Genomic DNA, 24,007 nt, shown 5'->3' with positions numbered 1-24,007 from the left:
GAGCGCAACGCATGTGCCATGCGGCGTCGGCGCGCCTAAGGGACCATTGCATGACCAATCATCTTTTCGGCGCGTTCCGTTCCCGCATGCCGGCGCCCGGCCGGTTGCTGATGGAGACGGAGGACGGCCGTTCGATCAGCTACGGCGACATGCTGGCGAAGTCGGCGCAACTGGCGCATGCGCTGGCGCAGGCGGGTGTCCAGCCCGGCGACCGCGTCGCGGTCCAGGTTGAGAAAAGCCCGGAGGCGGTACTGCTCTATCTCGCCTCGTTGCGCGCCGGGGCGGTCTTCCTGCCGCTCAACACCGCCTACACGCTGCCCGAGCTCGACTATTTCTTCCGCGACGCCGAGCCGAAGCTGATCGTGTGCGATCCGGACCGTCTCTCGGGCGTCGAGCCGCTTGCCGCGGCGGTCGGCGCCACGGTGCTGACGCTCGACCGCGACGGGCAGGGAACGCTGGCCAGCCAGGCTTCGCGGCAGGCGACGGAGTTCAGCGATGTCGCGCGCGGGCCGGACGATCTTGCCGCCATCCTCTACACCTCCGGCACGACCGGCCGTTCCAAGGGCGCAATGCTCAGCCACGAGAACCTTGCTTCCAATGCCCGCGTGCTGGTCGAGCAGTGGCGCTTCGGCGCCGACGACGTGCTGATCCATGCGCTGCCGATCTTCCACACGCACGGCCTGTTCGTCGCGACCAACGTCATCCTGATGGCCGGTGCGACAATGTTCTTCGAGCAGAAATTCGACCCCGCGCGCATCCTGTCACTGATGCCGCGCGCGACGGCGCTGATGGGCGTGCCGACCTTCTATGTGCGGCTGTTGCAGCAGGAGGGCCTAACGCGCGAGGCGACGAAGACGATCCGCGTGTTCATCTCCGGCTCGGCGCCGCTGCTCGCCGAGACGCACAAAGCCTGGCGCGAGCGCACCGGACACGCCATTCTCGAGCGCTACGGCATGACCGAGACCAACATGAACACGTCCAACCCCTATGACGGCGAGCGGCGCGCCGGCACGGTCGGATTTCCCCTGCCCGGCGTCTCGCTACGCGTCACCGATCCCGAGAATGGCGAGCCACTCGCCCAGGGCGAGATCGGCATGATCGAGGTCAAAGGCCCAAACGTCTTTGCCGGCTATTGGCGCATGCCCGAGAAGACCAAGGCCGAATTCCGCGACGACGGCTTCTTCATCACCGGCGACCTCGGGCTGATCGACGCCGACGGCTATGTGCACATCGTCGGGCGCGGCAGGGACCTGATCATCTCGGGCGGCTACAATGTCTATCCGAAGGAGATCGAGAGCGAGATCGACGCGCTCGACGGCGTGGCCGAAAGCGCGGTGATCGGCGTAGCGCATCCCGATTTCGGCGAAGGCGTGACGGCTGTTGTGGTGCGCAAGCCGGGCTCGGCGATCAGCGCCGCCGACATTGCCGGCGCCATTGCCGGACGGCTGGCGAAATACAAGCATCCGAAGCAGGTGATCTTCGTCGAGGAGCTGCCGCGCAACACGATGGGCAAGGTGCAGAAGAACGTGCTGCGCGAGGCGTATAAGGATATCTACGCCAAAGCCGGCTAATGGATGACCGTCGGCCGAACCTCGACTGGCTTGCCGGGCGGAAGGATCGCGTGTGTTCGTCATCTTAGGGCGAAGCAAGGAGCGAAGCGAGGCGCGCAGACCCTAGGATCCATTCCGTGACGCTAAGGCCTTGCTAACGTTGCAGAATTCTGCACCGTTGCACTTTACGCCATGGGTCACGGAATGGATCGTCGGGTCAAGCCCGAGGATGACGACGCGCGCAAGGCTTCAGCCAATCGCGAACGTTTGCGTTGGTTTCCGACCGACGGTGGGGTCGAGGGGCCTACGCGCCAAAAACCCTCTCACCGCCGATCCAGACGTTCCTGACATCCAGCTCTTCCGATAGGCCGACGATGTCGGCGGCGGTGCCGTTGGCGAATCGGCCGAGCCGGTGCGCCTGGCCGATCGCCTCGGCCGGATAGAGCGAGGCCATGCGCAGGGCCTCGTCGAGCTCCAAGCCGACGATGCGATGGACGTAGCGGATGGCGGAGATCATATCGAGGTCGGCGCCGGCCAGCGTGCCATCGGCGAGCCGCAGACTCCCGTCCTTGCGGTAGATGATGCGGCCGTTCAGCGTGAAGGATGTCATGTCGGTGCCGATCGTCGCCATGGCGTCGGTGACCAGCACGATCTTGCCAGGCCCCTGCTTGCCGCGCAGCGCCAGGATCATCGTCGCCGGATGTACATGGATGCCGTCGGCGATGATGCCGGCATACAGGCCGCCGGTGTCGATCGCCGCGCCGGCCAGACCCGGCTCGCGATTGCCGATCTGGCTCATCGCGTTAAAGAGATGTGTAACCACTGTGGCGCCGGCTTCGGCGAAGGCGCTGGCCGTCGCGTAATCAGTATCGCTGTGGCCGAGGCTGACGACGACGCCGGCCTTTGCCAGCGCGGCGACGCGATCCGGCTGGACCGATTCCGGCGCGATCGTGGTGAGCAGCACCGGCAGATCGTGGCGCGCGGCGATGAGCGCCGCCTGGTCGGCGTCGGTCATCGGCCGGATCAGCGCCGGATCATGCGCGCCCTTGCGGGCCAGGGAAAGATGCGGCCCTTCCAGGTGCAGGCCGAGGAAGCCTGGCACCTTTTCCCGGGCCGCCTCGGCGCCGGCGGCGACCGCGGCGGCGGTGATCGCCGGCGTGTCGGTGATCAGCGTCACCAGCAGGGCCGTGGTGCCGAAAGGCGCATGCGCCCGGCAGATCGTCTCGATCGAGGCGACGTCGGGATGGTCGTTGAGCATGACGCCGCCGCCGCCATTGACCTGGATATCGACGAAGCCGGGCACCAGCAGCCCGCCACCGGTCTCGACAGCCGGAACGCCGGACGGAATGGCACCGGCGGGCAGGATGGCCTCGACCACGTCGCCCTTGACGACAAGGGCGGCGTTGTCATGCCAATCAGCGCCGTCGAAGATGCGAGCGCCGGTGAGAGCGAAACGGTTGCTCATACGGTTTCCGTCACCTTGCGCAAATTGCGCGGCGCATCGGGATCGAGGCCGCGATGACGCGCGAAGGCCTCGACGAAGCCGTAGAAGGACACGATCAGCGGCAGCGGATCGGTCAGCGGGTGGCCGGTGGCGACATGCGGCAGAAGCCTCGCGGCCTTGGCCTTGTCGGAGGTGATGAAGGCGGCGGCGCGCTTGGCGGTCAGGCCGTCGGCCGCCTCGGCGACCGAGGGTTCCGACGCATCACGCGCGGCAAGCGCCAGGACCGGGAAGCCCGGCCCGACCAGCGCCAGCGGGCCGTGCATGACCTCGGCGGCGCTGTAGGCCTCGGCATGCATGGCGCAGGTTTCCTTGAATTTCAGCGCCGCCTCGCTGGCGATCGCGAAGGATGGGCCGCGGCCGAGGATGAACAGCGACTGCGGGTTCTCCAAAGCGCCGGCGAGCGCCATCCAGTCGCAGGCGATCGCCTTCTCGAAATGAGCCGGCAGCCCGGCGAGCGCCTTGAGCAACGGCTGGTCGTCGGTGGCATGCGCCATCAGCGCGAGGCCGGCAACGGCCGAATTGACGAAAGTCTTGGTGGCCGCGACGGAGCGTTCCGGCCCCGCCAGAATGTCGATCGCATAGTCGGAAGCCCGCGCGAGCGGCGAGTCGGCGGTGTTGGTGATGGCGACGGTGAGCGCCCCGCCGGCCCGCGCCGTTTCAGCCATGGCGACGATGTCCGGGCTCTTGCCCGACTGCGAGATCGCCAGACAGGCGGAGCCGCGCAGCCTGAGCTTTGCACCGTAGATGGAAGCAATCGACGGCCCGACGGAAGCGACCGCAAGGCCGGCCGTCAGCTCGACGGCATATTTCATGAAGGTCGCGGCATGGTCGGATGAGCCGCGCGCCACCGTGACGACGAATTGCGGATCGCGCTCGCGCAGGCCGCGACCGGCCTCGGCCAAAGCCGAAGCCGAGCCGTCGAGCAGGCGGGCGGCGGCTTCCGGGATCTCGTCGATCTCGCGCCGCATATGGGTGGTGTTGGCGCTCATGGCCGGATCTCCTCTCCCGGCCCGGTCAGCCGGAGTTCCGCGACGAAATCATAGGCGTCGCCCCTGTAGACCGAGCGGGTGAACTCGATCACCTTGCCGCTCGCCAGATAGGAAATGCGCTCGATCTGCAGTCCGGCAACCCCCGGCGGCACTTCCAGGAGGCGCGCATCGGCGTCGCCAAGATTGGTGGCCGAGATGCGCTGCACGGCGCGCACCGGGCGATTGCCGGTCGTGCCCAGCGCGGCATAGAGCGAGGAACCGATCGCTTCGGGATCGGGCAGCACGCTGGCCGAGAGCGCCGCGCGCTCGATCGCGAGCGGCGTGTCGTTGGCGATGCGCAGGCGCGCGACGCGCGCCACCAGCTCGGTCGAGGACAGGCCAAGCACCATCATCTCCTCCGGCGACGGCGCATAGAGGCCGCGGTCGAGCCAGACCGAGCGCACGCTCATGCCGCGGCGCGCCATGTCCTCGGTGAAGGAAGTGAGCCGCGACAGGGATTGCTCGACGCGCTCCATGCGCGGCGCGACGAAGGTGCCCGAGCCGTGACGCTGGACGAGGATGCCACCCTTGACCAGGTCCTGCACCGCCTTGCGCACGGTGACGCGCGAAATGTCGGCCTTGGTGGCGATGTCGCGCTCGGACGGCAGCGCGTCGCCCGGGCCGATCAGGCCGCGATTGACCGCTTCCTCGATGCTTCTCCTCAGCTGCAGGTAAAGCGGCGCACCGCTTTGCGAGGATTCTTTCAGCATTGCGAAGATCTGGTCGGCGGCGCTCATCGTGGCGCCTCCGAGCCACCTGCGAACAGGCGCACGGCCATCTGCACGGCGCCGCCCAGAGCATCGTCGAGCGGGGCTTTGAGCAGCGCCCGGTAGCGCGCCGACAGGCGCGGCGCGTAAAGCGGCGCCAGGCCGCCGAGCAGGCAGAGCGGCGCGTCGTCGGCGAGATCGAGCGCGCCGAGCGAGGCCTCGACATCGGCCACCGCCTTGGCGAGGATGAAGTTGGCGACGAGATCGCCTTTTTCGGCATGTTCGAAGACCTTCGGCGCGAAGCCGCCGAAATCGCCGGGCTTGGCGTTGGTGGTGAATTCGACCACGTCTTCGGGATTGTTGCGGAAGACGGCGAGCATGGCGTCGGTCAAAGGCGAGCCCGGACGGATGCCATCATAAGCAAGCAGCGTCTGTTCCAGCAGGTCGCGGCCAATGCGGGCGCCGCTGCCCTGGTCGCCAACCTGGAAACCCCAGCCGCCGATGGCGCGCGACTTTCCACCCTTGCGCGCCATATAGGCAGTGCCGGTGCCCAGAATCGCCATGGCGCCGTCGCCTGAGCCGACCGCGCCCTCGAGCGCGATCTCAGCATCGGTCTCGACCCGACTGCGACTGAAGGGCAGGATCGCCTCGAGCTGCTGGCGGTAGGTGCCGACATTGGCGCCGGCGAGGCCGAGAATGGCAGGCGTGTGCGGGATCAACTCCGGATCATGGCCGGCGGCAAGGAAAGCCTGCCTGGCCGCTTCGACGATGTTGGCGCGCGCGCCGGTGAGATCAGTGCGGATGTTGGCGGCGCCGCTCTTGGCTCGGCCGACGACGGTGCCGTCGACAGTCGCCAGGGCCGCCCTGCAGCTGGTGCCGCCGCCATCGATGCCAAGCACGAATTTCACGCGATTTTCTCCTCGCCGCGGATAATACCAATAAAATACCAATAGCCAAGTGTTAATTTCGGTTCAAAAAAGATTAAGCCTTATTTTATTGAAAAATCACGTTAATCTGCCGACACACGAGTTTCGACCCTCGAAATTCGTTAATGCGTGTGGACAAGTGGTATTTTTTTGGTATTGTTCGTTCAGGTCGGAGGAAAATGGATGGCCGAGACGCGCACGGAAGCGCTCCACCAGAATGCCGAGGGGCTGGATGTCCAGGCCCCGGAAGCCATTCTGGCGTTCCTGGCCAACGCCCAGATCGAGGCCGCCAAGGCCGTGCACGGAGCCATTCCGGCGATCGCCGTTGCCGCCGAACTCATCGCCAAGCAGTTGAAGAGCGGCGGCAAGCTTGCCTATGCGGCGGCCGGCAGCTCCGGCCTGATGGCAGTGGCTGACGCGCTGGAACTGCCCGGCACTTTCGGTATTGCGCGCGATCGCATCGCTATCCTGATTGCCGGCGGAGACGACGCCTTCCGCACGCTGGCCGGCGGACCGGAGGACGACACCGGGGAAGCGTCGGCGGCGGTTGCCGCGGCTGCCATCGGCAAGGGCGACTGCCTGATCGCCATCTCCGCCAGCGGTTCCACGCCTTATGCTGTTCAGGCGCTGCAGGACGCGCGCAGCCGCGGCGCGGCGGCTATCGCCATTGCCAACAACCGGGGTGCGGCGCTGTTCAAGCAGGCCGATGTCGCCATCCTGCTCGAAACACCGCCGGAGCTGATCGCCGGCTCGACGCGCATGGGCGCCGGCACCGCGCAGAAGATCGCACTCAACATGCTGTCGACGCTGACCGCCATCCATCTCGGCCATGTCCATGACGGCTACATGGTCAATCTCACCGCCGACAACATTAAGCTGCGCGACCGCGCCGTGCGCATGGTCGCCGCCATCAGCGGCAAGAGCCGCGACGACGCCATCCGCCTGCTCGAGGAGAGCGGCGGCGTGGTCAAGACCGCCATTCTGCTCGCCGCGGGCGCCGCCAGCGCTGACGCGGCCGAGAAGATACTGGAAGGAACCGGCCAAAAGCTTCGGCCGGCGCTTTCCGAGATCGAGGGGAGCAAGGGGCGCTGAGCCTCTGTTCTCATCAAAACCGAACCTGAAAAAGGTCAACAGGGAGACTGAAGATGAAGACCAAACTACTGACGGCCCTTCTGCTCGGCACAAGCATTCTCGGCACGGGCATCCTCGGCACCACCGGGATGGCGCTGGCCGAGGACGTGACGCTCAACATCGAAAGCTGGCGCGGCGACGACCTGACCATCTGGAAGGACAAGCTGATCCCGGCCTTCGAAGCCAAGAACCCCGGCATCAAGGTGGTGTTCGCGCCTTCGGCCCCGACCGAATATGACGCGGCACTTGGCGCCAAGCTCGCCGCCGGCTCGGCGGGCGACCTCATCACCTGCCGCCCCTTCGACAAGTCGCTCGAACTGTTCAAGAAGGGCAACCTTGCCGACATCTCCTCGCTGCCCGGCATGGACAACTTCTCGCCCGTCGCCAAGGCCGCCTGGCAGACCGATGATGGCAAGTCGAGCTTCTGCGTGCCGATGGCCTCGGTCATCCACGGCTTCATCTACAACAAGGACGCCTTCGACAAGCTCGGCCTCAAGGTGCCGACCACGAACGAAGAGTTCTACGCCGTGCTCGACAAGATCAAGGCCGACGGCACCTACATCCCGATGGCGATGGGCACCAAGGATCTCTGGGAAGCCGCGACCATGGGCTATCAGAATATCGGCCCGAACTACTGGAAGGGCGAGGAAGGCCGCGCGGCCCTGATCAAGGGTGAGCAGAAGCTGACCGATCCGCAATGGGTCGAACCCTACAAGGAACTGGCCAAGTGGAAGCCGTATCTGGGCGACGGCTTCGAGGCGCAGACCTATCCCGACAGCCAGAACCTGTTCACGCTCGGCCGCGCTGCCATCTACCCGGCCGGCTCGTGGGAAATCGGCCTGTTCAACACGCAGGCGCAGTTCAAGATGGGCGCCTTCCCGCCGCCGGTGCAGAAGGCCGGCGACACCTGCTACATCTCCGACCATACCGATATCGGCATGGGCCTGAACGCGGCATCGAAGCATCCGGAAGAGGCCAAGAAGTTCCTGTCCTGGGTCGCTTCGCCGGACTTCGCCACCATCTATGCCAATGCGCTGCCGGGCTTCTTCAGCCTGAACTCGACGCCGGTGAAGATGGAAGACCCGCTGGCGCAGGAATTCGTCTCCTGGCGCGGCAAGTGCAAGTCGACGATCCGCTCGACCTACCAGATCCTGTCGCGCGGCACGCCGAACCTCGAGAACGAGACCTGGGTTGAATCGGCCAATGTGATCAACGGCACCGACACGCCGGAAGCCGCAGCCAAGAAGCTGCAGGACGGTCTCGACAGCTGGTACAAGCCGGCGAAGTAAGCAGATCGATTGCGATGCCGGCCGGGCCCAGGCCCGGCCGGCGTTCAAACAGTCCAGATAGCGATTGTCGGCACAGCCTCCCGGTCTTACCCTCGATCCCGTGGGGAAGACGGAGCCGATTTGTCGCTGGCCTTGTCTTACCCCAGAGGGGACAGCCAGGCCGTGCATCGAGGCATCAGCTAGCATCACCGAACTGGAACCCAGAGACGGCGGGGAACCGAACTCATGGACACCGAAACCATGGCTGCAGAAACGCGAGCGAAAAGACCCATACGCTGGCATGTCGGCGTCTTCCTGGCGCCGGCGGTGCTGGTCTACACCGCCATCATGATCCTGCCGCTGTTCGGCACCCTCCAGCTCTCGCTGTTCCGCAACATCGAGCAGTCACAGGTCTTCGTCGGCTTCAGCAATTTCCGCACGCTGTTCGGCGACCCGAACTGGTCGGTGAATTTCTGGAACGCGCTAAGGAACAATGTCTGGTTCTTCATCATCCATATGCTAGTGCAGAACCCGATCGGCATCCTTCTGGCCGCGCTGCTTTCCAGCCCAAAACTGCGCTTCACCGCCTTCTACCGCACCGCGATCTTCGTGCCGACGATCCTGTCCTTCGTCATTGTCGGCTTCGCCTGGAAGCTGATCCTGTCGCCGATCTGGGGTGTGGCGCCGCATCTGATGGATTTCGTCGGCTTGAAGAGCTTCTTCACGCCCTGGCTCGGCAAGGAGCAGTATGCGCTAACCGCGCTCAGCCTGGTCTCGGTGTGGCAGTTCGTCGGCATACCGATGATGCTGATCTACGCGGCGCTGCTTTCGATCCCGGATGAGGTGATCGAGGCGGCCGAATGCGACGGCGTCACCGGCATGGCGCAGTTCTGGAAGATCAAGCTGCCGTTGATCCTGCCTTCGATCGGCATCATCTCGATCCTGACCTTCGTCGGCAATTTCAACGCCTTCGACCTGATCTACACCGCGCAAGGGGCGCTCGCCGGGCCGAACTATTCGACCGACATCCTCGGCACTTTCCTCTACCGCGCCTTCTTCGGCTTCCAGCTGCAGGTCGGCGATCCCAACATGGGGGCGGCGATCGCCACGATCATGTTCCTGATCATTCTCGCCGGCGTCTGCGTCTACCTTTTCCTCGTGCAGACGCGCCTGCGTCGCTACCAGTTCTGAGGCGCGCCATGAGCACAGCCACCCATTCGCTTCCCCGCACCATTGGCGCCCACGCGATCCTTATCACCTACACGGCGATCGCGTTGTTCCCGGTGATCCTGGTGGTGATGAATTCGTTCAAGTCGCGCGCGGGCATCTTCGGCGCGCCGCTGACGCCGCCGACGCCGAAGACCTTCGACCTGATCGGCTACACCACCGTGTTCGGCCAGGGCGATTTCTTCCACTATTTCCAGAACAGCCTGGTCGTCACCGTCGCCTCGCTGTTCTTCGTGCTTCTGTTCGGCGCGATGGCCTCCTTCGCGCTGTCGGAATACCGCTTCCGCGGCAACACGCTGATGGGCCTTTACCTGGCGCTCGGCATCATGATCCCCATCCGCCTCGGCACCGTCGCCATCCTGCAATTGATGGTGGCGAGCGGGCTGGTCAACACGCTGACGGCGCTGATCCTGGTCTACACCGCGCAAGGCCTGCCGCTGGCGATCTTCATCCTGTCGGAATTCATGAAGCAGGTGTCCAACGATCTGAAGAATGCCGGCCGCATCGACGGGCTTTCGGAATACACGATCTTCTTCAGGCTGGTGCTGCCGCTGGTGCGGCCGGCGATGGCGACGGTCGCCGTGTTCACCATGATCCCGATCTGGAACGACCTGTGGTTCCCGCTGATCCTGGCGCCGTCGGAAGAGACCAAGACGGTGACGCTCGGCGCGCAGCTCTTCCTCGGCCAGTTCGTCACCAACTGGAACGCGATCCTGGCCGCGCTTTCGCTGGCGATCCTGCCGGTGCTGATCCTTTATGTCATCTTCTCGCGGCAGCTGATCCGCGGCATTACCTCGGGAGCGGTGAAGTGAGCGGTTATCGCCGATGCTGCATAGGGCTGCGCTTCACCCCGCCCGGCGCTGCGCGCCGACCTCCCCATCGAGGGGAGGTAGGAGGTCGCCTCCTTATTCTCGACAGCCGCTGGTTTGAGTTCGGAGCAGCTCCCTGGGCGATGGGTACGTTCGCGCCGACGCCCTACCTCCCCTTGATGGGGAGGTCGGCGCGAAGCGCCGGGTGGGGTGACACCCTCTCAAGAGAAAGTGCAACCGTCGGAGCAGCTCTGTGAACTCTGAAACACCCCTTCGCGTCGTCGTTGCCGGGCTCGGCAATATGGGCCGCAGCCATGCGCTGGCCTATCACACCAATCCCGGCTTCGAGATCGCGGCATTGATCAACCGTTCCGACGTGCCGCTGCCGGACGGGCTTGGCGGCTACGGCATCAGGCGCTCCTTCGAGGACGCGCTACGCGACGAGAAGCCGGATGTGGCTGCGATCGCCACCTATTCCGACAGCCATGCCGACTATGCGGTGCGGGCCTTTGAAGCTGGCTGCCATGTCTTCGTCGAGAAGCCGCTGGCGACGACGGTTGCCGACGCGCAACGCGTCGTCGACGCCGCCAAGGCCAACGGCAGGAAGCTGGTGATCGGCTATATATTGCGCCACCATCCGTCCTGGATCCGGCTGATCGCCGAGGCGCGCAAGCTCGGCGGTCCATATGTCTTTCGCATGAACCTCAACCAGCAATCTTCCGGCCACACCTGGGAGACGCACAAGCAGCTGATGCGGACGACCTCGCCGATCGTCGACTGCGGCGTGCATTATCTTGACGTGATGCTGCAGATCACCGACGCGAATCCAGTCGAGGTGCGCGGCATGGGGGTGCGGCTCAGCGATGAGGTGGCGCCGTCGATGTACAATTACGGCCACCTGCAGGTGCTGTTCGATGACGGCTCGGTCGGCTGGTACGAAGCCGGCTGGGGGCCGATGATTTCGGAGACCGCCTTCTTCGTGAAGGACGTGATGTCGCCCAAGGGCTGCGTGTCGATCGTCATGAAGGAGGGCATAAAGTCCGACGACATCGACACCCACACCAAGACCTCGACCATCCGGTTGCATAGTGCTGCAACCGGGCCGGACGGCAAGTTCGCCAAGGAAGACCAGTTGCTGTCGATGGAAGGCGAGCCGGGGCATCAGGAGCTCTGCGACCTGGAGCAGGCCTTCCTGCTCAAGGCCATCCGCGAAAATATCGACCTCACCCGCCACATGGACGATGCCGTGAAATCGCTCGCCGTCTGCCTCGCCGCCGACGAGAGCGTGCGCAGCGGCAACGCCGTTAAACTCTAGAACAGGAACGAAGCCGTGGGCTCGCTGAAGATCGAGAATGTGAAGAAGGCTTTCGGACCGGTCGAGGTGCTGAAGGGCATCGACCTTCAGGTAAATGACGGCGAATTCGTCGTCTTCGTCGGCCCGTCCGGCTGCGGAAAATCGACCCTGCTGCGCGTCATCGCCGGGCTGGAGGATTCGACCTCCGGTCGCGTGCTGATCGACGGCGGGGACGTTTCCGTCACGCCGCCGGCCAAACGCGGCATCGCCATGGTGTTCCAGACCTACGCGCTCTACCCGCATCTGACGGTGAAGAACAACATGGCGCTGGGCCTCAAGCAGGCCGGCACGCCGGCGGCCGAGATCGAACGCCGCATCAAGATCGCTTCCGCCATGCTGTCGCTCGAGCCCTATCTCGAGCGCCGGCCGGCGGAATTGTCGGGCGGCCAGCGCCAGCGCGTCGCCATCGGCCGCGCCGTGGTGCGCGAGCCGAAGCTTTTTCTGTTCGACGAGCCCTTGTCGAATCTCGACGCGGCGCTGCGCGTCAACACAAGGCTTGAGATCGCGCAGCTGCACCGGCGGCTCAAGGCGACGATGATCTATGTCACCCACGACCAGGTCGAGGCGATGACGCTGGCCGACAAGATCGTCGTGCTCAATGCCGGCCGGATCGAGCAGATCGGCAGCCCGATGGAACTCTACAATTCGCCGGCCAACGAATTCGTCGCCGGCTTCATCGGCTCGCCGAAGATGAATTTCATCGACGGCGCGAAGCTCGGCGAGACCGCCAAGACCATCGGCGTGCGGCCGGAGCATCTGACAGTCGATGCGAATTCCGGCGCCTGGAAAGGTACGGTGGTGCATGCCGAGCATCTCGGCGCCGACACCAACCTCTATCTCGACTGCGAGAAGGCCGGGCTGATCACCGTGCGCATTTTTGGCGTGTACAATGCCGAGCCGGGTTCAGTGCTCTATGCGACGCCGGATGCGGCGAAGACGTACAGGTTCGGGGCGGATGGGAAGGTGTTGAGGTAAGCGCCGGCTTTCCCTTCTCTCCTTGTGGGAGAAGGTGGCCGCGAAGCGGCCGGATGAGGGGTGTTGGAAGGATCGCGAAGCCGGAGATTTAAGCGCGCCGATTCCTTCAATCGTCGAGTTCGCACTCCGCTGGAGCACCCCTCATCCGTCTCGGCGCTGCGCGCCGATCCACCTTCTCCCACAAGGGGAGAAGGCGAGGTCGGCGCTTACTCTTCAGCCCTAAAAGTCTGCTTCTGCTGGCCGAGGCCTTCGATGCCGAGCTCCACCACGTCGCCGGCCTTGAGGAACACCGGCGGCTTCAGGCCCAGACCAACGCCGGGCGGGGTGCCGGTGGAGATGATGTCGCCAGGATGCAGCGACATGAACTGGCTGAGATAGGAGACAAGATACTTGACGCCATAGACCATGGTCTTGGTCGAGCCGTTCTGCATGGTCTTGCCGTTGACGGTCAGCCACATCTTCAGGTTCTGCGGATCGGCGACCTCGTCCTTGGTCACCAGCCACGGGCCGGTCGGGCCGAAGGTGTCGCAGGACTTGCCCTTGGTCCACTGGCCCTGGCGCTCGGCCTGGAAAGCGCGCTCGGAAACGTCATGCGCGACGGCGTAGCCGGCGACATAATCCAGCGCGTCGTCCTCCGAGACATATTTCGCCGTCTTGCCGATAACGACTGCCAGTTCGACCTCCCAGTCGGTCTTTTCAGAGCCGCGCGGGATCAGCACGTCGTCATCGGGCCCGACGATCGCCGAGCTTGCCTTCATGAAGATGATCGGCTCCGGCGGCACGGTGGCGCCGGTCTCGGCGGCGTGATCGGAATAGTTGAGGCCGATGCAGATGAATTTGCCGGTGCCGCCGACGCAGGCGCCAAGGCGCGGCTTGCCGGAGACCACCGGCAGCGTCTTGGGATCGAGCTTGGAGAGCATCTCCAGCGTGGCCGGATGAAGCGCCGTGCCGGCGATGTCGGCGACATGAGCGGAAAGGTCGCGGATATTCCCATCCGCATCGAGCAGGCCCGGCTTTTCGCTGCCAGCCTCGCCATAGCGCAACAACTTCATCTCAACATTCTCCACCTTGCGGCCAAGGGCCGTTTTCACAAATTCCCGTCAAAGCCAGCGGACCCTAGTCGCCGACCACACCGGCGGCAAGCGAGCTGCCGCGATGCCGGCCAAATCGTCGAGATTTTCAGACGTTTCGATCCGATAGCCCGCCGACATCCGAGCCTTTCGTCAAATCGACCAGCCGCCGTCGATATTGTAGGCCTGCCCCGACGTGTAGGTGGCGCCGGCAAGGTAGATGGCGAGATCGGCGATCTCCTCCGGCGTGCCAAGCCTACCCATCGGCTGGCGGGCAATGAAGGCCGCGCGCGCTGCCTCGTAGTCGCCCTGCGCATGCATGCGGTCCTGCAGCGACGGGCTTTCGACCGTGCCGGGACAGATGGCGTTGCAGCGGATGCCCTTGGCGACATAGTCGGCGGCGACCGCCTTGGTGAGGCCGACGACCGCGGCCTTGGTCAAGCCATAGACGAAGCGGTTCGGCACGCCCTTTTGCGAGCTTGCCAGCGAGGCCATGTTGATGATCGAGCCGTCGCCGCGCTCCAGCATGCCGGGCAGCACGGCGCGGATGGTGCGGATCATCGAACGGACGTTGAGGTTGAGGGCGAAGTCGAGATCCTCGTCCTTCATCTCCAGAATGGAGCCGCCATGGACGAAGCCGGCGCAGTTGAACAGGACGTCGACCCGGCCGATCTCGGCGAAGGCGGAGGCGACGGCCGCGTCATTCAGCACATCGAGCTTGCGGGTCTGGATGCCGGCCGTCTTGCCCAGTTCGGCCAGCAGCGGCTCGTTGATATCGGTGGCGTGAACGGTCGCGCCCGCCTTGGCGAAAGCCAGCGCGCTCGCCCGGCCGATGCCTTGCGCCGCCGCGGTGACGACAACCACCTTACCCGCCAGATCCGCCATGTTTTCCTCCAAGTCTCGCGAGCTTTCTTACTGGCAGCCAGACGGGACGCAATGTGCCACGCGAACCTGCCGCCTGACCGGTTGCTTGCCGCAGGCCAATTGTTTTTTCTGGTTAAAGAACATGCGGCAGCGCGTCAAGCGTGGAGGGAGCAATCGATTTCGGGTTTCCGGCCCTCCTTTTTTGAGCGCTGGCGCTGCCCCTCACCTGCCTGCCGGCATCCTCTCCCCGTATAGTGACGGGGAGAGGGACGCTCTCATCGTCGGTTTCGCCAATCACCAGCGTCGCAAGAAGGTCGCCGTCATTGCGGCTAGCCCTTTCTTCCCGTCACTATACGGGGAGAAATGCCCGGCAGGGCAATGAGGGGCAGCGCCAACCTCGGAAAAATTGCCACCCCCACCACAACTCGAAATTGTCGTGGGTTTAAAGCGACGACCCTGAAGCGGCATGCCCTGCGACAAAAGCGAACATCATTTCCGTCGCAGGCATCAGTCGCCGTATGGCACCCAGACGTTCTTGACCTCGATGGCGCGGCGCAGGAAGGCCTCGCCGGCGGCCTCGCTCGACGCCCAGTCGAGTGTACGGCCATTGCCGGTCCACACGCGCTTGAGGTTGCCGATCGAATCCGCTTCCGCCTTGGCGCAGGTGTCGGCGTCGGCGAACAGCCAGAGCCCGTCGACATCGTCATGCTTCGCCAGCACGCCGGCGAGCTCGGCGCTGCGGCCGGTGACGATGTTGATGGCGCCGGCAGGCAGGTCGGAATATTCGATCACCTGGTAGAGGTCGGTTGCCACAAGCGGATGCCGCTCCGACGGAACCGCGACCACGGTGTTGCCCATGGCAAGCGCCGGCGCCACCAGCGAGATGAAGTTGAGCAGCGGCTGGTTGTCCGGCGCGACGATGCCGACAACGCCGACCGGCTCATGCAGCGCAAGCGTCACGACACGCGCCGGCGGCTGATGGACACGACCCTCGAACTTGTCGGCGAGGCCGGCATAGAGGAACAGCCGTTCGATCGACTGCTCAACCTCCTCGCGCGCGGCCTTCGCCGTCACGCCGGTCAGTTGGACAAGCCGCGCAGCGAACTCATCCGCGCGGCCCGATAGGTTCTCGGCGAAATAGTAGAGCACCTGGCTGCGGTTATAGGCAGTTGCGTCCGGCCAGGCCTTGCAGGCGCGGGCAGCGGCGACGGCGTCGCGGATATCCTTGCGATTGCCGAGGCCGACTTCACCGGCAAGCTTGCCCTTGGCAGTGGCGACGGCGAGCGAATAATTGCCGTCGGGCCGCGCCTGCTTGCCGCCGATGAACAGTTTTGCCGTGCGGTCGATGGCCGTGCCGTCGGCCTGCTCGACCGGCTGTGCCGACCCGGCCGCAGCCGGCTTGATGGCCGGGCCAACGGGGAGCTTTGCCGCCAGATATTCGAACATGCCTTCGCGACCGCCTTCGCGGCCGAAGCCGCTTTCGCGATAGCCGCCGAAGCCGCAGGCGGCGTCGAACATATTGGTGCCGTTGACCCAAACGACGCCGGCCTTCAGCTGCGGCGCGACATGCAGCGCAAGGTTGACGTTCTCGCTCCACACCGAGGCCGCAAGGCCGTAGCGGGTGTTGTTGGCAAGCTCGATCGCTTCCTCGGTGTTGCGGAACGTCATGGTCGCCAGCACCGGGCCGAACACCTCTTCCTGTGCTAGAATGTTAGCCGGCGAAACAGAGGTCGCCAGCGTCGGCAGATGGTAGTAGCCGGAGGACGGCAAAGCGGCGTCCGGCTGCCAGCAGACGGCGCCCTGCTTCGCGCCTTCGGCGATCAGGCCCTTGACTCGGTCGAGCTGGGTGCGGTCGACGAGCGGGCCGATATCGGTGTTCTTGTCGAGCGGGCTGCCGACGCGCAGCCGGCTCATCCTGACCTTGACCTTGGCGATGAACGCCTCGGCGACGCCTTCCTGCACCAAAAGCCGCGAGCCGGCGCAGCAGACCTGGCCCTGGTTGAACCAGATGCCGTCGACCAGGCCTTCGACGGCACTGTCGAGATCGGCATCCTCGAAGACGATGAAGGCCGACTTGCCGCCAAGCTCGAGTGACAATTTCTTGCCCGATCCGGCGGTCGCCTTGCGGATGATCTTGCCGACTTCCGACGAGCCGGTGAAGGCGATCTTCTGCACGCCGGGATGGTTGACGATGGCGGCGCCGGCCTCAGGCCCGCCCTGGACGATATTGACGACGCCTTTCAGCACGCCGGCCCGCTCGCAGATTTCGGCGAACAGTATGGCGGTGAGCGGCGTGAATTCGGCAGGCTTCAGCACCACCGTGCATCCGGCGGCCAGAGCCGGCGCGATCTTCCAGGCCAGCATCAGCAGCGGGAAGTTCCAAGGGATGACCTGGCCGACGACGCCGACCGGCTTGTGGTCGGGGAAATCCTTCTCCAGCGTCTGCGCCCAGCCGGCATGATGGATGAAATGGCGGATCGCCAGCGGCACGTCGATGTCGCGGCTTTCGCGGATCGGCTTGCCGTTGTCGATCGATTCCAGCACGGCAAATAGCCGCTGGTGGCGCTGCATGGCGCGGCCGATGGCGTAGAGCACTTTCGCGCGAGCATAGCCCGAGGAGGCCGACCATTTGGGCAGCGCCTTGGCGGCTGCCTGGACCGCAGCATCGATGTCGGCAGCTCCGGCATCCGAGAGCTTGGCCAGCAGCTTGCCGGAGGACGGCTCGCTGGTCTCGAACGTCTTGCCGCCGGCCGCTGCTTTCCAGGCGCCGTCGACGAACAAAGACTTGGAGAAATCGCGTGCGGCGAGCCAGGCATCCGCCTCGTTGCGAGCTTCCGGCGCCGGGCCGTATTCCATGGCGTGATAGCGTTCGAGGATGTTCATGGGGTGCCTCCTTTACCCTCCCCCTTGTGGGGAGGGTCGATCGGCAAAGCCGATCGGGGTGGGGGTAAGTGGCTGATGGTTCGGTTCATTGGACAGAAAGATCTGGTTTTACGGCCCCCACCCCGCCGCTGCGCGGCGACCCTCCCCACAAGGGGGAGGGTGGGAGCTACGCCATCGCGTGGCGATGGTTGGCCGAATAATGGCCGGTCAAATGATGTTCGAGCTGGCGTTCGATGTCGGTGAGCAGGCTGGACGCGCCGAAGCGGAACAGCTCCGGCTCGAGCCAGGGCCGGCCGAGCTCTTCCTTCATCAGCACCAGCCAGTCGAGCGAGACTTTTGCCGTCGAAATGCCACCGGCCGGCTTGAAGCCTATGAGATAGCCGGTCTCCTCGAAATAGGCGCGGATGGCGCGCACCATGGCAAGGCCGACGGGAAGCGTGGCGTTGACACTTTCCTTGCCCGTCGAGGTCTTGATGAAATCAGCGCCCGCCATCATCGCCACCATGGAAGCCAGCATCACGTTGCGCAGCGTGGCAAGGTCGCCGGTGCCGAGGATTACCTTGAGATGCGCCTCGCCGCAGGCGGCGCGCATGGCGACGATCTCGTTGAACAACTCGCGCCATTTGGCGCCGTAGACCAGCCCGCGTGGGATAACGACGTCGATCTCGTCGGCGCCGTCCTTCACCGAGGCTTCGATCTCCTGCAGGCGGGTCGACAGAGGCGCAAGTCCATGCGGGAAGGCGGTGGAGACCGCGGCGACGTGGATGCCTGTGCCGCGCAGGGCATCGACCGCGGTGGCGACGAAGGGATGGTAGACGCAGACCGCGGCCGGACGGATTGTTTCGCCCGATATGCCGAGGCCCTCGACGATATCCTTGCGCAGCGGGTTGATCGCCTTGGCGCAGAGCCGGCGCACGCGCTCGTCAGTGTCGTTGGAATTGAGCGTTGTGAGGTCCATGCAGGCGATGGCGCGCAAGAGCCATGCGGCCTGGTTGTCGGCCTTGATCGAGCGCCGCTTGGTCAGCGTCGCGACGCGGCGCTCCAGGGCCGAGCGGTTGACGCTGCGCACCGATTCCAGGAACCCGAGATCGAGCTTCATGCCGGGGTTGCGGGCAATGCCATGTTCCAGCGGCAGCGGCGTGTTGGCGGCGGCGCGCGCCGGCAGCGGCATGATTTTGGGCGCGCCAGCGCCTGCCTCGCGGATCGTGCTGCTCATCTCCTGCCCTTTCATTTCAGCGCGGTTGCGCTTCATATCTTCATGCGCGTCGTTGGGCGACAAACACGAAGATAGCCCGCGAAGCGATGCTTCACGAGTCTTTCAAAGGCTCATAGCGGAAAAAGGCCGGCAAGGCAGCAGGTTTTTGACCGCATGGTCAAAACATGATCCTGAATAGGCGCTCCCGGCGTTGGAGATTGGCCGAAACGCCCATCCCTTCGTCATACTCGGGCTTGACCCGAGTATCCATGCCGTGACCTGCCGCAGAGTGCAACGGTGCAGAATTCTGTAACCGCCGCAACGCCTTAGCGTAACGGCATGGATTCCAGGGTCTGCGCGCGTCGCTCCGCTCCTTGCTCCGCCCTGGAATGACGAAGCTCGAATGTCGTCGCTAATCTTGGACGCCTGCAACAGACCTGCGGGCTGCGATACGCTCAGCCGACGAAGGCGCGCTCGACGACGAAGCTGGCCGGATGGCTCAAGGAACCTTCCTGGAAGCCGAGGCTTTCGGCAAGTTCCTTGACGTCCTTCAGCATGTGCATCGAGCCGCAGATCATGATGCGATCGGTCTCGGGATCGAGCCTGTCGATGCCAAGGTCGGAATAGAATTTTCCGGAGCCGATCAGCGCGGTGATGCGGCCCATGCGCGCCGATTCCTCGCGCGTCGTCGAATTGTAGAGCGTGACGCGGCCGCCGGTCAGCTCGCCGATCAGCGGGTCGTTCTCGAGTGCCGCCACCAGTTCCTGGCCGTAGGTGAGCTCGGCATTGTCGCGGCAGGTGTGGGTGAGGATGACCTCGTCGAACTTTTCATAGGTGTCGGGATCGCGCAGCAGGCTGGCGAAGGGCGCGATGCCGGTGCCGGTCGAGATCATGACCACGCGCTTGGCGGGCGTCAGCGCGTCGAGCACCAGCGTGCCTGTCGACTTCTGGCGCATGATGACGGTGTCGCCGACCTGGATCTTCTGCAGCTCGGAGGTCAGCGGGCCGTCCGGCACCTTGATCGAGAAGAATTCGAGCTCGTCGTCCCAGGCGGGGCTGGCGACCGAATAGGCGCGGAAGATCGGCTTCTCGGCATTGGGCAGGCCGATCATGACGAACTCGCCGGAGCGGAAGCGCAGCGACTGCGGACGGGTGATGCGGAAGGAGAACAGCCGGTCGGTGTAATGCTTCACCGACACCACGGTCTCGGCATAGACATTGGCCGGGATCGGGAACTGCAGCGGCTTCGAGCCGGCGATGTTCAACGCGGATGTCGTGTTCATCAAACCCAACTTTCCGGCCCAGACAAACGCACTGGGCGCCAAACTTTCTCCTGCGCATCTGAACGATCAGGTTCCGGCGCGCCTTGTGCACACTGCCAAGCGGTAAGCTCTTGTGTCCGGAATTTATTAGTATACAAATGATCTCGACGTCAAGATGGTGGCGTAAAACGCCTTTCCAAACCGAGGCATATCCGTAGTTCTGGCATTTCGGGTTTCGACAATGGATGAGAAATTTTCCGCGTCGGCGGGAAGTGTTGTTGCCGGTATCGATGTGGGCGGAACCTTCACCGATCTGCTTTTGATCGACGGCAAGGCGGGCGGCAAGGTCCATATCGCCAAGACGCCAACCACGGTGGAAAATCAGGCCTTCGGCGTGGTTTCGGCGCTTGGCGCGACCGGCTTTCCGATCGACGGCATCGACCTCATCGTGCACGGTACGACGACCACCACCAACGCCGTGCTGGAGCGGCGGTTGGCGCGGACCGGCATGATCACCACGCGCGGCTTTCGCGACGTGATCGAGCTTGGCCGGCGCACAAGGCCGCAGGCCTATGGCATGACCGGCACTTTTGTCCCCGTCATTCCCCGCGACCTTCGGCTCGAAGTGTCGGAACGGGTCGAGGCTTCGGGCGCGGTGCGCATTCAACTCGATGAAGCCGAGATGCGCGATGCGGTGAAGAAGCTGCTCGCCGCCGGCTGCGAGTCGCTGGTCATCCATTTCCTGCACTCCTACGCCAACCCGGCGCATGAGCGGCGCGCGGCCGAGATCGCGGCGGAGCTATGGCCGAACGGCCACATCACCACCGGACATGCGCTGCTTTCGGAGGCGCGCGAATTCGAACGCGGCGTGACGGCTTCGGTCAACGCCTCGGTGCGGCCGATCCTGGAGCGCTATGTCGAGCGGCTGCGCAAGGAGCTTGGCGCGAAGGGCTACGGCCGCGACTTCCTGATCATGAACGGCAATGGCGGCATGATCTCCGCCCGCTTCGTCACGCTGGAATCGGCCAAGACCGTGATGTCCGGCCCGGCCTCGGGCGTGATCGCAGCCGCCTATACCGGAAAGCGCGCCGGCTTCGGCAACCTCGTCACCTATGACATGGGCGGCACCTCGACCGACGTGGCGCTGATCCGCAATGCCGAGCCCGCCGTGTCGAACGAGATCGAGATCGAATATGCGATGCCGATCCATGTGCCGATGGTGGCGGTGCACACAGTCGGCGCCGGCGGCGGTTCGATCGCGCGCGTCGACGCGGCCGGGCTGATCCAGATCGGACCGGAAAGCGCCGGCGCCAATCCCGGCCCGATCTGCTACGGGCGCGGCGGCGCGGAACCGACCATCACCGACGCCAATCTGGTGCTCGGACGCCTGGCGCCGAAGAAACTGCTCGCGGTCGACAATCCGGTCACGGTCGAGCGCGTCACCGGCATTTTCGAGGACAAGATCGGCAAGCGCACCGGCCTTTCCGGCGTCGAGGCCGCGGGCGCTGTGCTCAGGCTCGGCAACATGAAGATGGCGGGCGCGATCCGCATGGTGTCTGTCTCACGCGGCCACGACCCGCGCGATTTCGCGCTGTTCGCGTTTGGCGGCGCCGGGCCGCTGCATGCGACGGCACTGGCCCGCGAGCTCGGCCTGCCCCGCGTCCTGGTGCCCGCGCGCCCCGGCATCACCAACGCGCTCGGCTGCGTCGTCGCGGATTTGCGCCACGACTTCGTCAACACGATCAACCAGCCCGTGGCGAGCCTTGATGAAGCTGTGCTTCGCGAGGTGTTGGAACGGCACCGTAACGAAGGCGAGGCGCTGATCGCCAAGGAAGCGGTGAAGCCGGACGCGATCCGCGTGACGCATTCCGCCGACATGCAGTTCGTCGGCCAGACACACATCATCAACTTGCCGCTGCCGTTGTCCTCGGTTTCACGAGAAACACTGCAGCTTCTGTTCGAAAAGGCCTATTTCGCGCGCTTCAAGGTCGAGCTGCCGGAAATCCGCGCCAATCTCGTCAATCTCAACACCTCCGTCACCGGCGTGCGGCCGCAGATCGACCTGTCGCGGCTGATCGATCCCGCCGGCCGCGCGGCAACGCTGGACGAAGCGCGGCGCGAGATCCGGCCGGTCTGGTACCACGGCACCTGGTACGACACGCCGGTCTATGCCCGCGAAAACCTGCCGCTCGATGCCGTCATCGAGGGGCCGGCGATCCTGGAACAGATGGACGCCACGACCGTGCTGGAGCCCGGCGATCATGCGCGCTCGGACGCCGACGGCAACATCATCATCGACATCGGCGAGGCTTGAGATGGCAAAGCTCGACACGATCACGCTTTCGGTATTGCAGGCGGCCCTGCAGCAGGTCTGCGATGAAATGGATTTGACGTTTTCCCGCGCCGCCTTCTCGCCGGTCATCGCCGAAGCCAATGACCGCTCCGACGGCATCTACTCGGCCGTCGACGGCTCGCTGATCGCGCAAGGCAGCCAGGGCCTGCCGGTCTTCGTCGGCGTGATGCAGTATTCGACGAAGACCGTCATCGAGATGATCGCCGACGGCCGGTGCCTGGCGCCGGAGCCGGGCGACATTTATATCGTCAACGACCCCTATCTCGGCGGCACGCATCTGATGGATGTGCGCTTCGTCATGCCGGTCTACCGCGGCGGCAAGATCTTTTGCTGGCTGTCCAACACCGGGCATTGGCCGGATATCGGCGGCTCGGTGCCCGGCGGCTTTTCGGCCTCGGCCACCGCCGTCGAGCAGGAGGGCCTGCGGCTGCCGCCGGTGAAACTGTTCAAGAAGGGCGTGCTCGATCCCGAGATTTACGCCATCATCTGCTCGAACATCCGCGTCGCCGACCAGCGCATCGGCGATATCCGCGCGCAGGCCGCGGCGCTGCTGATCGGCCAGGACAGGCTCAATGAAATCCTCGATCGTTACGGCGACGAAACCGTAGTCGAAGCGATCGCGGAACTGCGCCGCCGCGCCGCCGAGCAGATGCGCACCTCGATCGCCGTCATCCCCGACGGCGTCTACCGCTCACAGGCCTTCGTCGATTCCGACGGCGTGGTGAACGAGCCGCTGACCATCAATCTCGCCGTCGAGAAACAGGGCGATACACTGACCTTCGACTTTGCCGGCTCTTCAAAACCCTGCGCCGGGCCGATGAACAGCGTGCTGGCGACGACCTTGTCGTCGGTCTATCTCGCCATGCGCCACATTTTTCCGGAGGTGCCGATCAGCGCTGGCGCTTTCGAACCGCTGAACGTCAAGCGGCCGGAAGGTACGTTCCTCGACGCCAAATATCCTCGGCCCGTGTCGGGCTGCGCTGCCGAAGTATCACAGCGCATCGCGGAAGCGGTATTCGCTGCGATGGTGCAGGCGCTCCCCGAGAAGGTGACGGCGGCGCCGGCAGGCTCCAGCGGCAATTTCGCGCTCGGCGGCAACGATCCGGCGCGCGGCCGCGACTATGTCATGTACCAGATTTCCGGCGGCGGCTATGGCGGCAATGCCGACCATGACGGACTGAGCAATGGCTGCTCGACCATCGGCATTTCGAAATCGCCACCGGTCGAGATCATGGAGCAGGCCTTTCCGGTGCTCTACCGGCACTATGCGCTGCGCGAAGGCTCGGGCGGCGCGGGAAAGCATCGCGGCGGCTTCGGGCTTGCCTATGAGGTCGAGATATTGCGCGGCGAGGCGCGAGCGTCCTTCGTCATGGATCACGGCCGTTTCGGCCCGCAGGGCGCGCTCGGCGGCAAGGACGGCGCGCCGAACAGCGTGACCGTGTTCCGGGGCGGCGAAGCGCATGTGCCGCCGCATCTTTCCAAGGAACAGGACATCGCGCTCAAGGCCGGCGACCGCGTGCGCGTCGGCACACCGGGCGGCGGCGGCTATGGCGATCCCAGCCGGCGCGATCCGAAGCAGGTCGCCGAAGATGTGCGGCTGGGGTACTATACGGCCGAGCAGGCCAGGGAGATGTTCGGGGTGGACGTTTAGGCGGACCGACGTGGCGGATAGGCCAAACGCCTAGGTCGAGTTCCCGCCAACCCCCCTCTGCCCTGCCGGGCATCTCCCCCGCAAGGGGGGAGATGGGCAGCTTCCGCCTTGGCGCTCTTTCTTCAACGCCGGAGATTAGCGAGGGCCGCGATGACATCAATCTCCCCCCTTGCGGGCATAGGCGCTAAGATAGGCATTGCAGTGCGGAATCGGTTGTGATTCTACGCTGGGGATGACACACGAATCGCTT

At 64.7% G+C, this 24,007-nt stretch carries 18 protein-coding genes; 9 read left to right on the top strand and 9 right to left on the bottom strand.

Features of this window, described 5'->3' with window-relative positions; translation table 11 throughout:
- Positions 1–50: 50 nt before the first annotated feature.
- The gene (locus CK230_RS12710; RefSeq protein ID WP_095817531.1) at positions 51–1,571 is read left to right on the top strand and encodes a malonyl-CoA synthase; all 1,521 of its coding nucleotides are present in this window, start codon (positions 51–53) and stop codon (positions 1,569–1,571) included.
- Between the two features lie 283 nt (positions 1,572–1,854).
- On the opposite strand, the gene nagA is transcribed toward CK230_RS12710, so the two are convergent.
- Genes nagA through CK230_RS12690 form a run of 4 tightly spaced genes read right to left on the bottom strand, consistent with a single transcriptional unit; the run spans position 1,855 to position 5,697 of the window.
- Complete coding sequence (nagA, locus tag CK230_RS12705) at positions 1,855–3,015, bottom strand: N-acetylglucosamine-6-phosphate deacetylase (RefSeq protein WP_095817530.1); 1,161 nt, start codon at positions 3,013–3,015, stop codon at positions 1,855–1,857.
- Positions 3,012–4,043, bottom strand: coding sequence for an SIS domain-containing protein (locus CK230_RS12700; protein WP_095817529.1), 1,032 nt, complete (start codon positions 4,041–4,043; stop codon positions 3,012–3,014). Before CK230_RS12700 ends, nagA begins: the two co-directional genes overlap by 4 nt.
- Complete coding sequence (locus CK230_RS12695) at positions 4,040–4,819, bottom strand: GntR family transcriptional regulator (RefSeq protein ID WP_095817528.1); 780 nt, start codon at positions 4,817–4,819, stop codon at positions 4,040–4,042. The genes CK230_RS12700 and CK230_RS12695 overlap by 4 nt, the downstream gene beginning before the upstream one ends.
- Positions 4,816–5,697 (bottom strand): N-acetylglucosamine kinase, encoded by an 882-nt coding sequence (locus CK230_RS12690; protein WP_095817527.1) that lies wholly within the window; start codon positions 5,695–5,697, stop codon positions 4,816–4,818. The genes CK230_RS12695 and CK230_RS12690 overlap by 4 nt, the downstream gene beginning before the upstream one ends.
- Before the next feature lie 201 nt (positions 5,698–5,898).
- On the opposite strand from CK230_RS12690, the gene CK230_RS12685 reads away from it, so the two are divergent.
- From CK230_RS12685 to CK230_RS12660, 6 genes are all read left to right on the top strand, one after another.
- Positions 5,899–6,807 (top strand): N-acetylmuramic acid 6-phosphate etherase, encoded by a 909-nt coding sequence (locus CK230_RS12685; protein ID WP_095817526.1) that lies wholly within the window; start codon positions 5,899–5,901, stop codon positions 6,805–6,807.
- 53 nt (positions 6,808–6,860) lie between these two features.
- Entirely contained in the window at positions 6,861–8,135 is a 1,275-nt protein-coding gene (locus tag CK230_RS12680; RefSeq protein WP_095817525.1) for an ABC transporter substrate-binding protein, read from the top strand.
- Between the two features lie 240 nt (positions 8,136–8,375).
- The gene (locus CK230_RS12675; protein ID WP_095817848.1) at positions 8,376–9,305 is read left to right on the top strand and encodes a sugar ABC transporter permease; all 930 of its coding nucleotides are present in this window, start codon (positions 8,376–8,378) and stop codon (positions 9,303–9,305) included.
- A gap of 8 nt (positions 9,306–9,313) precedes the next feature.
- Positions 9,314–10,153 carry a carbohydrate ABC transporter permease gene (locus tag CK230_RS12670; RefSeq protein WP_095817524.1) on the top strand — a complete coding sequence of 280 codons (840 nt, stop codon included), beginning with the start codon at positions 9,314–9,316 and terminating at the stop codon, positions 10,151–10,153.
- Between the two features lie 250 nt (positions 10,154–10,403).
- Positions 10,404–11,465 (top strand): Gfo/Idh/MocA family oxidoreductase, encoded by a 1,062-nt coding sequence (locus CK230_RS12665; protein ID WP_095817523.1) that lies wholly within the window; start codon positions 10,404–10,406, stop codon positions 11,463–11,465.
- A gap of 15 nt (positions 11,466–11,480) precedes the next feature.
- Positions 11,481–12,479, top strand: a complete 999-nt coding sequence (locus CK230_RS12660) for an ABC transporter ATP-binding protein (RefSeq protein WP_095817522.1) — start codon at positions 11,481–11,483, stop codon at positions 12,477–12,479.
- A gap of 206 nt (positions 12,480–12,685) precedes the next feature.
- Here the strand turns inward: CK230_RS12660 and CK230_RS12655 are convergent, their stop codons facing one another.
- From CK230_RS12655 to CK230_RS12630, 5 genes are all read right to left on the bottom strand, one after another.
- Positions 12,686–13,531 carry a fumarylacetoacetate hydrolase family protein gene (locus CK230_RS12655; RefSeq protein ID WP_095817847.1) on the bottom strand — a complete coding sequence of 282 codons (846 nt, stop codon included), beginning with the start codon at positions 13,529–13,531 and terminating at the stop codon, positions 12,686–12,688.
- A 171-nt stretch (positions 13,532–13,702) separates the two neighbouring features.
- Positions 13,703–14,434 carry an SDR family oxidoreductase gene (locus CK230_RS12650; RefSeq protein WP_095817521.1) on the bottom strand — a complete coding sequence of 244 codons (732 nt, stop codon included), beginning with the start codon at positions 14,432–14,434 and terminating at the stop codon, positions 13,703–13,705.
- 486 nt (positions 14,435–14,920) lie between these two features.
- Complete coding sequence (locus CK230_RS12640; RefSeq protein WP_095817520.1) at positions 14,921–17,296, bottom strand: aldehyde dehydrogenase family protein; 2,376 nt, start codon at positions 17,294–17,296, stop codon at positions 14,921–14,923.
- A gap of 166 nt (positions 17,297–17,462) precedes the next feature.
- On the bottom strand, positions 17,463–18,512 hold the full coding sequence (gene deoC, locus CK230_RS12635; RefSeq protein WP_095817846.1) for a deoxyribose-phosphate aldolase: 1,050 nt from the start codon (positions 18,510–18,512) through the stop codon (positions 17,463–17,465).
- Between the two features lie 434 nt (positions 18,513–18,946).
- A complete protein-coding gene (locus tag CK230_RS12630; protein WP_095817519.1) occupies positions 18,947–19,774 on the bottom strand; it encodes a ferredoxin--NADP reductase in 828 nt (275 codons plus the stop codon).
- A gap of 220 nt (positions 19,775–19,994) precedes the next feature.
- Here CK230_RS12630 and CK230_RS12625 point away from each other — a divergent pair, with 220 nt between their 5' ends.
- Both CK230_RS12625 and CK230_RS12620 read left to right on the top strand, forming a co-directional pair.
- Positions 19,995–22,067: a hydantoinase/oxoprolinase family protein gene (locus CK230_RS12625; protein ID WP_095817518.1), complete on the top strand. Its 2,073-nt coding sequence runs from the start codon at positions 19,995–19,997 to the stop codon at positions 22,065–22,067.
- 1 nt (position 22,068) lies between these two features.
- Entirely contained in the window at positions 22,069–23,757 is a 1,689-nt protein-coding gene (locus tag CK230_RS12620; protein WP_095817517.1) for a hydantoinase B/oxoprolinase family protein, read from the top strand.
- Positions 23,758–24,007 lie beyond the last annotated feature (250 nt).

Origin of the sequence: Mesorhizobium sp. WSM3859 (genome assembly GCF_002295065.1) — a bacterium.
GTDB lineage: Bacteria > Pseudomonadota > Alphaproteobacteria > Rhizobiales > Rhizobiaceae > Mesorhizobium.
Note: the sequence above shows the minus strand (reverse complement) of the source record. Positions and strands in the feature narration are given on the sequence as shown.

Coding starts and splice junctions, on each gene's coding strand:
- CK230_RS12695 (WP_095817528.1), bottom strand. CDS start 4,819: ATGAGCGCCGCCGACCAGATCTTCGCAATGCTGAAAGAATCCTCGCAA.
- nagA (WP_095817530.1), bottom strand. CDS start 3,015: ATGAGCAACCGTTTCGCTCTCACCGGCGCTCGCATCTTCGACGGCGCT.
- CK230_RS12650 (WP_095817521.1), bottom strand. CDS start 14,434: ATGGCGGATCTGGCGGGTAAGGTGGTTGTCGTCACCGCGGCGGCGCAA.
- CK230_RS12700 (WP_095817529.1), bottom strand. CDS start 4,043: ATGAGCGCCAACACCACCCATATGCGGCGCGAGATCGACGAGATCCCG.
- CK230_RS12630 (WP_095817519.1), bottom strand. CDS start 19,774: ATGAACACGACATCCGCGTTGAACATCGCCGGCTCGAAGCCGCTGCAG.
- CK230_RS12670 (WP_095817524.1), top strand. CDS start 9,314: ATGAGCACAGCCACCCATTCGCTTCCCCGCACCATTGGCGCCCACGCG.
- CK230_RS12710 (WP_095817531.1), top strand. CDS start 51: ATGACCAATCATCTTTTCGGCGCGTTCCGTTCCCGCATGCCGGCGCCC.
- CK230_RS12655 (WP_095817847.1), bottom strand. CDS start 13,531: ATGAAGTTGTTGCGCTATGGCGAGGCTGGCAGCGAAAAGCCGGGCCTG.
- CK230_RS12640 (WP_095817520.1), bottom strand. CDS start 17,296: ATGAACATCCTCGAACGCTATCACGCCATGGAATACGGCCCGGCGCCG.
- CK230_RS12620 (WP_095817517.1), top strand. CDS start 22,069: ATGGCAAAGCTCGACACGATCACGCTTTCGGTATTGCAGGCGGCCCTG.
- CK230_RS12675 (WP_095817848.1), top strand. CDS start 8,376: ATGGCTGCAGAAACGCGAGCGAAAAGACCCATACGCTGGCATGTCGGC.
- deoC (WP_095817846.1), bottom strand. CDS start 18,512: ATGAGCAGCACGATCCGCGAGGCAGGCGCTGGCGCGCCCAAAATCATG.
- CK230_RS12685 (WP_095817526.1), top strand. CDS start 5,899: ATGGCCGAGACGCGCACGGAAGCGCTCCACCAGAATGCCGAGGGGCTG.
- CK230_RS12680 (WP_095817525.1), top strand. CDS start 6,861: ATGAAGACCAAACTACTGACGGCCCTTCTGCTCGGCACAAGCATTCTC.
- CK230_RS12625 (WP_095817518.1), top strand. CDS start 19,995: ATGGATGAGAAATTTTCCGCGTCGGCGGGAAGTGTTGTTGCCGGTATC.